Source organism: Gordonia sp. NB41Y (assembly GCF_030718915.1).
GTDB lineage: Bacteria > Actinomycetota > Actinomycetes > Mycobacteriales > Mycobacteriaceae > Gordonia > Gordonia desulfuricans.
In genome coordinates, this window is sequence record NZ_CP132196.1 from 4,793,693 (window position 1) to 4,806,577 (window position 12,885).

Consider the following 12,885-nt stretch of genomic DNA (forward strand, 5'->3'; position numbering starts at 1 on the left):
CCATGCCGACCCGGATGGGTGCAAGTGGTCCCGGATTCTCGACGGATGTGCCCGAGCGCCCGACACCGGGGGACAGGACTGCCGAAGTCCTTGTGTGCCATCGTGTCGCGCTCCTCGATCCCGCCCGGGCGACGATGATCGCGCCGAGGACAAGCGACTCTCGGGTCTCGCACCGGCCACCAACGCCTACGTCCGTCCAACTCCGACAGAAACTCCGGGGTTCTTCAAACCTCAAACGGCTTGATCGGCGTCGACTGCGTGCAGGCCGGGCACGGGAGTTCTGCTGGCTACCCCTGGATATCGGGTGCCTGGCGGATGGCTTCGTGGGCGAAGTGCTCGGCAATGCGATTCAGGGTGGTCTGCATTCCTTCGCGGAGGTGGGCAGCTCGGTCGTGGACCCCGACGGCGTCCTGGATCTTGCGGATCGGTGCGGCCTGGCGGGCCTTTTTCACTGCTGATTCGGTCACGAGCGTGCCTTCTTCGGTGGGTTCCAGGTCGTAGCGCCAGGTGGTGTCGGAGGGCCAGTCGGTGTGAAATGCGAACGACTTGCCTGGAATGGATTCGGTCACGGTGGCGGCCATCGACCAGCGATAGACAGAACCGATCTTGTTGCGTGCCCGGAATCGTTTGTCAGGCGTGATCCATTTGCCGCCGTTGTTCTCTGGGCTGAACTCGCCGGTTCGTGTGATGTCGTGAATCAACGACCATACGACTGCTGGACTGGCTGGGATGGTCGTGGAGACACTGATGTTCAGCAGCGGCTGACCGAGGTCGGTGACGAGCCTGCGGGCCAGGGCTGCCGAGGATGTTGGGTTCTGGCCGGTGTAGAGGTTGCGGTCCTGCACGATGTGCGGTCGCAACGGTAACCCTGCTTCGAAATGAGCGCCCTCTTCTTTGAGGCGATCTTCGAGTAACCACTTTGCCTTACGGGCGAAGGTGTTGAACAACTCTTCGCGGTTGGACAGGGCGGTCATGCGATAGCCCTGTAGAGGCCAGGTGCCGTCTGGGTTGCGGGCTGCGAATGCTGCGGCTGGGGCATGGCACAGCAGCGCCAGCGGTTTACCCGAACGGAGTCGGTCGGTGATCAGGGCCCCTGACGTCTCGTCAACGGCGAGGTCCTCCATCGGACCGTGCCCGCCGGGGTAGAAGATGACGTCGTAGTCGTCGGCGTCAATGCTCGCCAGGTCTGCGGGGGCGGCGAGTACATGGGTGAGTTCATCGAGTTTGGCGGCGATACGTCGGGTCTTGGTGGGCAGCCCGCCTGCGATGCCAAGGCTGAGCCGGTCCACGGTTGGGGGCTTCGCGCCGGGTGTGGCGACGGTGATGTCCCAGCCGGCTGCAGCGAACACCTCGTACGGGGCGACGAACTCCTCGGCCCAGAATCCGGTGGGATGGACTGTCTCGTCGATCAGGGTCCAGTGGTCGGCGGCGGAGAGGACCAGGAGAACGGATGTCATCGGGAGGATCCTTCGGTAGCGGTGGGGAGCGACGAGGATGTAGAGGTCGCAGTCATCGTGTTCGTGAGTTCGTGGGCGTAGTCGAGGGCTTCGACGAAGTCACCTTGCTGGGAGATGCGGCGCCGTAGTTTCATGACGTCGCGCGGTCGGTTGAGGGTGAATGCGCCGACGATGCGGGAATCTCGTCGGTAGAGCACGATCGGTTGCTCGGTGTCCCCGCCGACAGTGGTGATCTCTTCGGCTCGTGGCGTGCCTACGAACTGGATTCGGCTGCCGTACAGGTCTGACCAGAAATAGGGCACCGGGGCCGTCGCCTTTGTGGGGGGAACGCCGAGTGCATGCTGTGCCGCGGCGGCCCCTTGCTCCGCGGCGTTGGTCCAGTGTTCCGGACGCATCAGGTCACCGTCGAGCAGCGTGTTCGGCGCATGGGCGACGTCGCCTGCGGCGTACACGTCCGGGATGCTGGTGGCGAGGTCAGGGCCGCATACGATCCCACCATCGGGATGCAACGTGATCCCGCTTCCCTCCAGCCACTCCGTGGCCGGACGTGCACCCACACCCACGATCACGGTGTCGGTGTCGATTACTGCACCGTTGTCGAGGCGGACACCGATGACATGATCATCGCGGGTGAGGATGTCGGTAACAGCTGTGTTGCAGAGCACCTCGGTGCCATGTGTCTCGTGTAGTCGCGTGACGATGCCCCCGACTTCGGTGCCGACCGAGCGCACCAAGGGGGTGTGGAGCCGTTCGATGATGGTCGCCGCCGCGCCGCGGGCTCGTGCAGCCGAGGCCACCTCGGAGCCGACGAACCCGGCACCGATGACCACGGCGTGGTCGGTTGCATCCAGCGCGGAAGCGAGCTGCCGTGCATCGTCGATCGTCCGCAAGGAGTGGATTCCCTGGGCATGTGCCCCGGGAATCGACCGGGGCAAACGAAGTGCATAGGCACCGGTCGCGATGATCAGCTTGTCGTACGTGATGGCGTTCTCGCCAACCGATACCTCGTGGGCTGCGGGGTATAACGCGGTTGCGGGCGCACCGACCACCACGGTGGTATCCAGGTCCCTGGCAAGATCGTCGGAATCGAAGAGGTACTCGATTCCTGGTTCGGGGTTGCCGGCTCTCGAGAGGTCGAGGAAGGATTTCGAGAGCGCCGGCCGGTTGTAGGGCAAGTACTCTTCGGCGCCGACCAGTGTGATTCGACCGGCGAAGCCGAGTTTGCGGGCCGTCTCCGTAGCACGAAGACCGGCCAGTGAGGCGCCAACGATCACGAGATGCGAAGGTGAGTCCGCAGCGGTATCGCTGGTCATCAGGTGAGCCTCAATGCCAGTACCGGGCAGGATTCGATCGCCTCGACGACGTCCTCGCGCTGGTTCTCACTGGGCGTGTCGTCGAGGATGACGACGATTCCGTCGGTGCCGACCTCGAAGACATCGGGGGCAGCGGCTTCGCACATTCCGAGTCCGTCGCATTTGTCGGTGTCCAGGATGATTCTCATCGGTGTCTCCAAGAGGTTGTTCAGAGTTGTCGTGGCCGGGCTGGGGTGGTCGACAGGCGGTGTGCCTCGTCTGCGGTCAGGACGTCTGGGATGTCGGAGCCGGCCCAGTCTCGCCAGTCGTGCTGCCGCAGCAGCGTGCGGGCCCGATACAGCGTTGCGGCGCTGATACTGTCCGCGCGTCGTACGGTTGCGCGGCCCAGGGCCCCTCTGGGACTGATCCAGTGCCCGGCGAGCGTGGCGTCGACAGCGTCTTGTCCCACGTGGTCGAGGGAAACCTCGGCGCTGCAGTATCCCTCGCCCTTTCCGCTCTGGTCGGCGAGGATCGCGCCGCTGCGGTCGATGATCACCGATCCGCGTCCCCCCGGCGATTGCCCAGCCGGTGTGGCCAGAACCAGTGGCACTGCGAGGAGTCGGGCGAGTTGTCGGGGTGCCTCACGCTGGTGCACAGAGTTGGCGGTCATCGCGGTTCCACCGACGATCAGTTGGACGCTGCCGTGGAGTCGGTTGACCATGTCGGGAGAGATCCAATCGCCCCCGGCAACCAATCCCACGGTGATGTGGCCGAGGTCGGCGACGTCGGCAATAGCGGCCCCCGCGCCACCAAGCAATCCCACACTGCCGGGAGTGGGGCGGGCGCTGTTGATGAGCCGGGTGGTGCCATCGGGCTGAATGATCCCGTAGACCGATCGGGCGTGACGGCCGCGGCGTGCGAGGAAGCCGCCTGCGATCACAATGCCGAGCTCTCGGGCGAGCTGGCGCAGCAGGTGAAGTGCGGCGCCGTCGACCGGACGGACAGCGTCGCGGACGTGAATACCTCCGATCGCCTCGGGAAGGACGAGCAGTTGGGCCCTGGATTCGGTGGCAGCGTCACGAGCCAGCGCCTCGACGCGCTCCAGATTCGACTCGACCGTCCGCCCGGTCAGCGCCGGCTGGACGACGGCGATCCTGATCGGTTGGTTCACGATGCCTCCGTGGGGACTGGGACTGTGTTGGGGGATGTGGCCGGGTTGTCAGTGGAGCCGGATGGCTTGTCGGCAGTTGGGGACAGCGGTGTGCGGCGCTGTCCCGGACGTGGCCGAGGACGCGGCTTCGAGCCGACGTCGGTGTTGGGCACGACGTCGAACTGCGTCGGACCCTCCGCCGGTTGCTCACGCGTTGACGACTTGACTCGGGACGGCTGGCGGACGGGTTTGGGCGGTTCAGGATCGGGGTGATCCGATCCGGGGATCAGAGTTGTGGAGCGGAATCGCTTGCCCGCGAGTTCGGCACGGACCTGCAGCTGAACCCGGAAATCGCGCAGCAAGCGTCGCCGAGACTCTGGGGTGGCCAGATCTCGGCCGCGCGACTGTGCTGCCTCGAGGGCGCCGGAGCTCAAGCGTGACAAGGTGAGTACCTCGGGCATCGTTCGTGCTCGACCGAACAGGTCACCCGCGTCGGGCGTGACATCATCGGTACGGGCGTTGCGGCGGAACAAATTCACCACGACCGGTGAGATCGGCTCGACTGCGGTCTCGATGTTGCCGAAGTGGTAGGCATGCAAGCACTCGGCATCGCGCTCGTGTTCCCACTCCTGCAATGCGCGGTCGAGGGTGGCGGGGTCGTGTAGAGCCTCGGCAATCACTTCTGCGATCCGGCGTCCTGACCACAGGGCGTCACGCTGCCCCTGGCCGATGACAGGGTCCTTGAAATGTCCGGCGTCGCCGATCAGTGCCCAGCCTGGACCGCTGGATGCCCGAAAGTAGGACGTGGTGTCCCCGGTCGCGCGGATTGCGGTGAAACCTGTTGCGCCGTTGAGTCGTTCGGCCACACCAGGGTGCTGCCGCAGTTTGCGTTGCCAGTAGTCCTCGCCATCTTCGAGTGCCACTCTGGCCTCCTCCGCGGCACCCATGAACAGCACCAGCATCTTTGGCGCCGGGACCGAGGGAAACAGGAACGCATAGGATTCCTGGTCTCGCCACTGAAAGATCGTCTCCCCGTCCCGCGTGCCGAACCGTGGGTCGTCGGCGTACCGAAACACCAGTCCGCGACCGTTTTTCGAGGCACGGTACGGCTCAAATGCACCCACTTGACTGGCGACCGAGGAGCGGCGGCCGTCGGCACCCAGCACGACCCGGGCGTAGATGTTGTGCTGGTTGCCGTTGGGGTCGGCATATCGCACGCCGACAGCTCGCCCGCCCTTCCACAGCACTTCGACCAGTTTGTGCCGCTCGCGGACATCGGCACCGGCGGCTCGTGCAGCCTTGACGAGCTCAACGTCCTGCAAGATGCGCGGAACACAGAGGCAATAGTCGATCGGGCCGGCGTGACGCCATCGCTCGGTGATCGTGAACTCATCCGGTGTGCCGGCGTCCATCGTCACCTTCAGCCATGGTGACTTCGTCGGCTGGTGGGCGAGGATTCCGTCCAGCGCACCCATCTTACGGACCTCGTTCAACCCATCAGGGAAGAGCAGATGGGTTGAGAGCTGGTCAGACGGGAACGAGGAGCGGTCCAGGACCACCACATCCACTCCTGCTCTCGCCAGATGAGATGCAGCGCTGGCGCCGGCCAATCGGGCGCCGATGACCACGACGTCGCGGTATTCGTCCATGTGAAACCTCCTGCTGGCAGAGCGTAATGAATCATATTCATGTTTGCAACAGGATTCATAAACTGAACTCGATTCTAAGAATGAATCGGGATAGGATTCGGCGTGAGGACCACATATCAGGAGGTCGGTCATGACCCAGGCGGCAGGCGCAGCCACGAGCCGGAAGGGCACGCGCGTAGATCGCCGGCGTGCGCGTACCCGCGAACAGATCCTCGATGTCGCCGAGGGTCTGTTCGTCGACGGGTTCTCCAGCGTCAAGGTCGAACAGCTCGCCGATGGGGCAGACGTGTCAGTCGGTGCCATCTACACACACTTCGGCAGCAAAGAAGGGGTGCTGCTCGGCCTGGCCGAACGCGCCTTTGACGAGTTCGGCGCCGAGTTGGACGAGGCTTTTGATCCGCAGCTCTCGGCGATCGAGCAGGTCATGGCTGTGGCAGACCGGTATGTACGTTTCTATCTGCGCCATCGGGAGGTGTTCCGGGTGGTTGTCCTCGGGACCGAGGTGGTCGAGGGCTCTGACGCGCGATCTCATGTGACCGGGCTGATCCAGTCCGTACTCGACCGCTTCGAAGCTGCGATCCAAGCTGCGATCCAAGCAGACGAGATGGATGGTGCCTACGACGCGGCCAGCACCGCGCGGTTCCTCTGGGGCGCGTGGAATGGGGTGATCACGCTCGGCCTCAGACGGGATGACCTCGCACTTACCGACGCCGAGTTGCTTGATTGTCTGGAAACGGGGCGCAGGCTCGTCAATGAAGGACTTGCCAGCCCCAATCACCGCACCAGCGAGGGGCGCTCACAGGCTCACCTCACCCCACCCGTCCGCTAGCCACACCTGGCCCGAAGGCCTGGTGAAGTGGGGCGCTCACGGGCGCAGGAGGATCTTTCCGGCACGGCCGGGCGATGGGTTGGCGGCGACGGTGTCGCGTACCTCGCCGAACCGGTAGACGGCATCGACTGAGAGTGTGATCGTGCCATCGATGGCCCCCGGTGTGGGTATCTGCCGGTCGGTGCGCGAACCCGGTCACGCCGGCCCGCGGTATCGGCGGTGCCGAAGCGTGTAATGCATTCTGCGGCAAAATCACTCACAGATTCCTGCGATGAGCGACACCGATGACGTTGGTGCTGCGATCCTCGGCCGGCTTGGCCCGGAGTCGCCCCACGGTTCCGGTGGCCGCGTTGTGGACATTCGGTCACCTTTCTTCTGCTCACACAAGTCCAGCAGGCCGGCACTTCTGATGCGGTGCCGACGCGCGGCCGGTCCTGCTGGTCAGGGCCTCATCCGATTCCAGGACAGGGGACAGGAGGTCTGATCAAAGCGGCCACCACTCACCCCGGACCGGGCGCCTCCAAGGAGTGCACGAGGTTGTCGAGTAGTCGATCTACCAACGTTTCGGTCGGGAAGTCATGGGCGTCACCCTCGATGGCGATTTCCTCCACCATCGCCAACCAGCCCCGAGCTGTCAGTTGTTGCCACGCAGTCGGTGTCACGACACCCGCGGCGTGAAGAAGCCGAACCGACAATTCGGAGCGTGCCGCACGCACGACCTCGGCGACACGCTCGTCGCCGCCTGTGGCGCCACGCACCAGGGCAACGTAGTTGCGGGTTCGCCGTCGAATGAATGCAGTCAACCCCATCGCGATCTCACGCAAGCGCTCGCGGCTCGTTCCCACGCCAGAATCCTTGGCCTGATCGAGCATTCTGCGAGCCGCAGCATCGATCACTGCGACGTAGTAGTCGGCCTTGGTGTCGAAGTAGTGGAAAAGCAAACCACGCGAAATGCCTGCCTGCTCCGCCACCTGGTCGATCGACAACTCGTGAATCGGCGTATCGACCAGGAGTCGTAACCCGATCCCGATCAGTTCGGCGCGCCGGTCTGTCGCACTCTTTCGCCGCGCAGACGACGCGGGCGCACGGCCGGCCGGTCTTGCTGCCATCTCCATGGCAAGACACTACCACTTGTTGAGCATTGCTCAATGATCTACGGTGTTGAGCAATGCTCAACTGACATGGAGGGGAGACACGATGACGCGGACGAGGGTGCTCATCACAGGGGCAAGTTCCGGGCTCGGGATGGGATTGGCGCACGAATTCGCCAGCCGGGGTGCCACACTCGCGCTCTGCGCGCGCCGCACCGACCGACTCGACCGACTCGCCGAGGATCTTGTCGCATCGAACCCCCAGACACGGGTGGTGACCAGGACGCTCGACGTCAACGATCACGGCGCCGTGTTCACCACGTTCAACGACCTGTCGACCGAGCTGGGCGGTCTCGACCGGGTGGTGGTCAACGCGGGGATCGGCAAGGGCGAAGCGTTGGGAACCGGTGGGTTCGAGGACAATCTCGCAACGCTGGAGACCAACCTCGTGGCTGGTCTCGCCCAGATCGAGGCAGCCATGGCGATCTTTCGGGAGCAGCAAGAAGGGCACCTGGTCGTGATGTCCTCAGTGAGCGCATTCCGAGGACTACGCCGTGCAATGACGACCTACGCCGCCAGCAAGGCGGGACTGGCGATGCTCGCCGAGGGGCTGCGCGCCGAACTGGTGAATGGCCGGGCCGGGGACATCAAGGTCTCCACGATCTACCCGGGGTACATCCAAACCGAACTCAACGAGAATGTCGACGCGCCGTTCATGGTTGACGCGGCGACCGGCTGCCGCGCGCTCGCAAAGGCGATCGAAAAGGAGCCGGACTCCGCTGTGGTTCCGGCGTGGCCGTGGGCTCCGATAGGCGCCGCAATGCGCCATCTCCCGCTGCCCATTGTCAACAAGTTGACCTGAAGGATCTGAGATCATGCTGTTATCCCCCTCTCCTCGTGGTGCGGAACTTGCCGAGCGCGTTCGCGCTTTCATCGACACAGAGGTCACGCCGATCGAAGCGGACTACCACGCTGAGTTGGCCGAGGCCCGATGCACCGGAAATGCATGGGCACCGCTACCGCGAATGAAGCAGTTGCAGGCTACGGCGCGGGATGCGGGCCTGTGGAACCTGTTCCTTCCGGCCGGTCATGGCGACGCATACGCGGCGCGGTTCGGGACCCAGGGCGGTTCCGGGCTGTCCAATGTCGACTACGCGCCTATCGCGGAGCTGATGGGCCGATCGCTGATCGCCCCGTACGTCTTCAATTGCAATGCTCCAGACACCGGCAATGCTGAGGTACTCCTTCGTTATGGCAGTCCTGCCCAACAACAGGAATGGCTGGAGCCGTTGCTTGAGGCCAAGATCCGCAGTGCGTTCTTGATGACCGAGCCAGGGGTGGCATCATCGGATGCCACCACCATGGAAGCCACTGCTGTCGTCGATGGCGACGAGGTGATCATCAATGGCACCAAGTGGTGGTCGACGGGCATCGGTCACAGTGAATGCGAGCTCCTCATCTTCATGGGTCTGACCGATCCAGGCGCACACCGCTACCTTCAGCACTCGATGGTGATCGTTCCTCGTTCGGCACCGGGCGTCGAGGTGGTCCGAATGCTGCCGACAATGGGCTGGTACGACGAACCGCACGGCCACGGCGAGATCTGCCTCACCGACGTCCGCGTACCGCTGTCCAACATCATCGCCGGCCCCGGTCGCGCCTTTGAGATCGCCCAGGGGCGGCTCGGCCCCGGCCGAATTCACCATTGCATGCGACTGATCGGCCTCGCTGAGCAGTCGCTGGAGATGGCCTGTAGACGAGCACTCTCACGCGTCGCATTCGGAAAGCCGCTAGCGAATCTGGGTGGGAATCGCGAACGCATCGCCGACGCCCGGATCGCCATCAACCAGGCGCGGCTGCACGTCCTGCACGCCGCATGGCTACTGGACGCCGGCGACCCGGCCGCCCGCAGCGCCGTCAGTGAAATCAAGGTCGCGGTACCCACTATGGCCCAAAGCGTCATCGACATGGCGATGCAGTTACACGGCGGCGTGGCGCTGTCCGAGGATCTACCTCTCGCGGCCGCCTGGCTTCAAGCCCGCGCGATCAGATTCGCCGACGGACCCGACGCCGTCCACCGGGGCGTCGTCGCGCGTACCGAGCTGGCTAAATACAGGGAGGCATCCTCATGAACACCACACCCGCCACCGGCTCCGAACTCGACCCCGCGCGCACGGTTCGAGGCGAGGATGCCTTCGACATCGAGGCCGTCGCCACATGGCTTCGCCAGCATATGAACGACCCAGCCGATCTGGACACCGTGCCCGAAATCCAGCAGTTCACCGGCGGGGTGTCCAACCTGACGTATCTACTTCGCTACCCGACGAGAGATCTCATCCTGCGTCGCCCACCCATCGGCAGCAAGGCCAAGAGCGCCCACGACATGCGGCGCGAATACGACGTACAGAGCCTACTCAAGCCCGTCTTCGACTACGTGCCAGAAATGATCGCCTTCTGCGACGACGAGACGATACTCGGATCAGACTTCTACGTCATGGAGCGGTTGAAGGGCCGCATCATGCGTCGCGACCTCCCCGCCGATCTGCACCTGAGACCAGACCAGGCTCGTGAGCTCACTCGTACCTTTGTCGACCGGCTCGTCGACCTCCATCAGATCGACCTCGCTGCAAGCGGACTCGACCGCTTCAGCCGGGGTGGCGGATACGTCGACCGTCAGGTCAACGGTTGGAGTAACCGCTACGTCAAGTCCCGCACACCCAACGTCGGCTCCTTCGAGAACATCATCACCTGGCTGAAGGCCAACCAGCCGGCAGACCGTCCACTCGGATTCATCCACAACGACTACCGTCTCGACAACCTCGTGCTAGATCCCCAAGACCCGCTCAACGTCGTCGGAATCCTCGACTGGGAGATGGCCACTGTCGGCGACCCACTGATGGACCTCGGATCTGCCCTGGCCTACTGGGTCGAAGCCGGAGACAACCCCGTTTTTCGTATGTTTCGCCGCCAACCCAGCAACGTCCCGGGCATGCTCACCCGCGCCGAGATCGTCGACTACTACGCCAGCCGAACCGGACAAACCGTCACCTCCGACCAGTGGCGATTCTATGAAGTGTTCGGTCTGTTCCGGCTCGCCGTAATCGCACAGCAGGTCTACTACCGCTACTTCCACAAACAAACCACCAACCAGGCGTACAAACAGCTCCGGCTGGTGGTCATCGCTCTGGAATGGCGCTGCACCCAACTCATCGCCACCGGACGACTCGCTCCGCTGACGGCGCTAGCCGTTCCCATCACCCGACTGCTTCCCGTCGTGCGTGGCGCACGCTGATGCCCGACATCTTCGATCCCTTCACTCGCACACGGCAAACCACTGCAGAACAGACTCGCGAAAGCTGTCACCCTATTTTGTGCAGAACCCACTCTGGATCAAATAGATCTGGTGCGAGGGACTGCGTGTAGGGCCATCACCGGCTGTGCATCGGAAGCGGATTCGCTCCTCTGGACCAGGTCGAGGCCATCGGGCCACTCATGGCACGCGTTTCCCGATCCGACCTGTGGTCGTGGTCAGGTTCGCTCGCTGTGGAGGTGATCTCTGCGGTCATGCTGACGGCGGTGGTGGCCCAGTGGGCAAGGGGCTCTCACGTGATGGTGGTGGTCGGTTCTCACCGCGCGTTGGCACAGTGTCGGCGCACTTCGGGCATTAGGTACGACAAAGGGTCGGGTCAGACATGATGTCTGACCCGACCCTTTGTTGAGTGGAGCTAAGGGGACTCGAACCCCTGACCCCCACACTGCCAGTGCGATTCGCAGTGTCTGGGCGGGTTCGGGCCTGGTCGGTTCAATCGGTTCTGAACAGCGCAGATGACGAGTTCGGTTCGGTTCCGTATCTGCCCGGTCGTGCGGTTCTTGGCACACTGTCGGCACACTGCGGGGATCGGGTGTCGCGTTGGCGACAGCATCGCTAAGGTTCCGGCATGAGCTGGCGATCGTGTTGGAGCTGGGTGAAGCGGCTGCCGGGCATCGTGTGGGCTGCTGGCGTGCGGTGGTTCCGGCTCGGGTTGATGTATCTGCGCCGGTGGTGGGCGGTTCCGGCGGCGTTGCTCGTGGCGGCTGTTGTCGGCTGGGTGCTGTGGCGGGTGTGCACGGACGACCGGGCAGACCTCGGGACGGTGCCCGCGTGGGTTTCGGCGACGGGCACGGTGGCGACGCTCGTCGGCGTCGTGGTCGCGGTGTCGACGTATCGGAGGCAGCGGCGCTCAGAAGTCGAGGACCAGGCGTGTCAGGTGCGGTTGTTGCGGGTAAGTCACCCTCCGGGGCCGAAACACGAAGGCAAGTTCACGCGGTGGGTGGATATCGAGAACCGAAGCGACGAGAGCATTTACGACCTCCGCGTAGAGGCATTCCGCGCCGAGGTCGAGCCTGGCAAGGGTGGAGTATGGATGCGGCCTATCGACTTCGTCAGGATCGGCGAGCAGGTGCTCGCGGCGGGAGCGCTGGCGTGGACGTCCCGGATCGGTCCAGGTGAGAAATGGGAACTGCAATGGGCTGCGGACGAGGACCAAAAGCGCCACCGTCGACGGACAGTCGTAGGGCTCCAGTACACGGTCACAGACTCAAATGGCCGTGTGTGGCTGGTCAGCGACAACTACGAACCGGAGAAAATCACGCGCCGGTCGCGTTCCCGCAATCGGCGGCTACGGCTTTGATCCGGCGGGATTGCTGGTGGTGACTCGTCGGGAGGGTGCGCGCCGGGCGCGGCCGATGCCGACGCCAGCCCAAGCGGTCGAGGCGTGCCGGGCTGGGCAGACTGCGCGGGTTGGGTCGGCGAATCTGTTTGCCGGTCACCGCGTGCTGGGCGTCGTGTGGTGGCGCGGGTACCGGGAGGCGACCGAGGTGCGACGTGCCGAGTTCGCGGCGCGGGAGGCTCAGCGGCGTAGACAGGCACGCGCCGAGGTCGAGGCTGGCGGCGACTGACATCGTTACTCGCAGGCGTCCGAACCGCATGCGGGCTGCAGCGTCGCGTGAGCTTTCAGCGGTACTCGCAATGCGTGGGGCTGGGAGCGGTGGCATGCCTGCTGGCGGGTGGTCCGGTTTTTGTGGTTGTCCGTTCCTGGTGCGTTATCCGTTACGTGGTGATCGAGCGGTGAGTATGCGCACGGTGCTACCGAGGTCAATGACGTTGGGCGGGTCGATTCGGGGTGCGGTGATCGCTGCGGCGAGGTCGCTCGGGGCGAGTGGCTGCCACGGTCCGCGGCCGGATCGGTGGACGAGATGCCGGCCTCGGCGGGCGATGCGTTGGTGGTGTTCGGCGAGCCAGATTCGGACGTGCGTGTCGAGGGGGTCGAGGTCGTCGTCGACGCTGCTTGTTGTCCGGTTATTAGGGTGGTCCGTTTTCATCGGTGTGCCGTTCGGTTGGAGAGGGGCTGTCGCGGTCCGTGTGGCCGTTGGTCGGG

11 protein-coding genes are annotated in these 12,885 nt (G+C 64.2%); 5 read left to right on the top strand and 6 right to left on the bottom strand.

All coding sequences use genetic code 11. From position 1 onward, the window contains the following. Positions 1 to 287: 287 nt before the first annotated feature. The 5 genes from Q9K23_RS25205 to Q9K23_RS20745 are packed head-to-tail and all read right to left on the bottom strand — an operon-like array spanning position 288 to position 5,548. Entirely contained in the window at positions 288 to 1,457 is a 1,170-nt protein-coding gene (locus Q9K23_RS25205; protein WP_348533949.1) for a DJ-1/PfpI family protein, read from the bottom strand. After that, positions 1,454 to 2,770 (bottom strand): FAD-dependent oxidoreductase, encoded by a 1,317-nt coding sequence (locus tag Q9K23_RS20730; RefSeq protein ID WP_082366130.1) that lies wholly within the window; start codon positions 2,768 to 2,770, stop codon positions 1,454 to 1,456. Before Q9K23_RS20730 ends, Q9K23_RS25205 begins: the two co-directional genes overlap by 4 nt. Further along, positions 2,770 to 2,958 carry a ferredoxin gene (locus tag Q9K23_RS20735; protein ID WP_053778724.1) on the bottom strand — a complete coding sequence of 63 codons (189 nt, stop codon included), beginning with the start codon at positions 2,956 to 2,958 and terminating at the stop codon, positions 2,770 to 2,772. The genes Q9K23_RS20730 and Q9K23_RS20735 overlap by 1 nt, the downstream gene beginning before the upstream one ends. A gap of 20 nt (positions 2,959 to 2,978) precedes the next feature. After that, complete coding sequence (locus Q9K23_RS20740; protein WP_020789612.1) at positions 2,979 to 3,920, bottom strand: carbon-nitrogen hydrolase family protein; 942 nt, start codon at positions 3,918 to 3,920, stop codon at positions 2,979 to 2,981. Next, on the bottom strand, positions 3,917 to 5,548 hold the full coding sequence (locus Q9K23_RS20745) for an NAD(P)/FAD-dependent oxidoreductase (RefSeq protein WP_020789608.1): 1,632 nt from the start codon (positions 5,546 to 5,548) through the stop codon (positions 3,917 to 3,919). Before Q9K23_RS20745 ends, Q9K23_RS20740 begins: the two co-directional genes overlap by 4 nt. A gap of 130 nt (positions 5,549 to 5,678) precedes the next feature. Here Q9K23_RS20745 and Q9K23_RS20750 point away from each other — a divergent pair, with 130 nt between their 5' ends. Next, positions 5,679 to 6,377, top strand: coding sequence for a TetR/AcrR family transcriptional regulator (locus Q9K23_RS20750; RefSeq protein ID WP_020789599.1), 699 nt, complete (start codon positions 5,679 to 5,681; stop codon positions 6,375 to 6,377). A 500-nt stretch (positions 6,378 to 6,877) separates the two neighbouring features. Here the strand turns inward: Q9K23_RS20750 and Q9K23_RS20755 are convergent, their stop codons facing one another. Then, a complete protein-coding gene (locus Q9K23_RS20755) occupies positions 6,878 to 7,492 on the bottom strand; it encodes a TetR/AcrR family transcriptional regulator (RefSeq protein ID WP_020789606.1) in 615 nt (204 codons plus the stop codon). A gap of 82 nt (positions 7,493 to 7,574) precedes the next feature. On the opposite strand from Q9K23_RS20755, the gene Q9K23_RS20760 reads away from it, so the two are divergent. From Q9K23_RS20760 to Q9K23_RS20775, 4 genes are all read left to right on the top strand, one after another. After that, positions 7,575 to 8,330, top strand: a complete 756-nt coding sequence (locus Q9K23_RS20760; RefSeq protein ID WP_053778723.1) for an SDR family oxidoreductase — start codon at positions 7,575 to 7,577, stop codon at positions 8,328 to 8,330. 13 nt (positions 8,331 to 8,343) lie between these two features. After that, a complete protein-coding gene (locus Q9K23_RS20765; RefSeq protein ID WP_053778722.1) occupies positions 8,344 to 9,600 on the top strand; it encodes an acyl-CoA dehydrogenase family protein in 1,257 nt (418 codons plus the stop codon). Then, complete coding sequence (locus Q9K23_RS20770) at positions 9,597 to 10,760, top strand: phosphotransferase family protein (RefSeq protein ID WP_020789601.1); 1,164 nt, start codon at positions 9,597 to 9,599, stop codon at positions 10,758 to 10,760. Before Q9K23_RS20765 ends, Q9K23_RS20770 begins: the two co-directional genes overlap by 4 nt. Before the next feature lie 646 nt (positions 10,761 to 11,406). Continuing rightward, on the top strand, positions 11,407 to 12,138 hold the full coding sequence (locus Q9K23_RS20775; protein WP_020793493.1) for a hypothetical protein: 732 nt from the start codon (positions 11,407 to 11,409) through the stop codon (positions 12,136 to 12,138). Positions 12,139 to 12,885: the final 747 nt, after the last annotated feature.

Coding starts and splice junctions, on each gene's coding strand:
- Q9K23_RS20770 (WP_020789601.1), top strand. CDS start 9,597: ATGAACACCACACCCGCCACCGGCTCCGAACTCGACCCCGCGCGCACG.
- Q9K23_RS20775 (WP_020793493.1), top strand. CDS start 11,407: ATGAGCTGGCGATCGTGTTGGAGCTGGGTGAAGCGGCTGCCGGGCATC.
- Q9K23_RS20750 (WP_020789599.1), top strand. CDS start 5,679: ATGACCCAGGCGGCAGGCGCAGCCACGAGCCGGAAGGGCACGCGCGTA.
- Q9K23_RS20745 (WP_020789608.1), bottom strand. CDS start 5,548: ATGGACGAATACCGCGACGTCGTGGTCATCGGCGCCCGATTGGCCGGC.
- Q9K23_RS20735 (WP_053778724.1), bottom strand. CDS start 2,958: ATGAGAATCATCCTGGACACCGACAAATGCGACGGACTCGGAATGTGC.
- Q9K23_RS20765 (WP_053778722.1), top strand. CDS start 8,344: ATGCTGTTATCCCCCTCTCCTCGTGGTGCGGAACTTGCCGAGCGCGTT.
- Q9K23_RS20760 (WP_053778723.1), top strand. CDS start 7,575: ATGACGCGGACGAGGGTGCTCATCACAGGGGCAAGTTCCGGGCTCGGG.
- Q9K23_RS20755 (WP_020789606.1), bottom strand. CDS start 7,492: ATGGAGATGGCAGCAAGACCGGCCGGCCGTGCGCCCGCGTCGTCTGCG.
- Q9K23_RS20730 (WP_082366130.1), bottom strand. CDS start 2,770: ATGACCAGCGATACCGCTGCGGACTCACCTTCGCATCTCGTGATCGTT.
- Q9K23_RS25205 (WP_348533949.1), bottom strand. CDS start 1,457: ATGACATCCGTTCTCCTGGTCCTCTCCGCCGCCGACCACTGGACCCTG.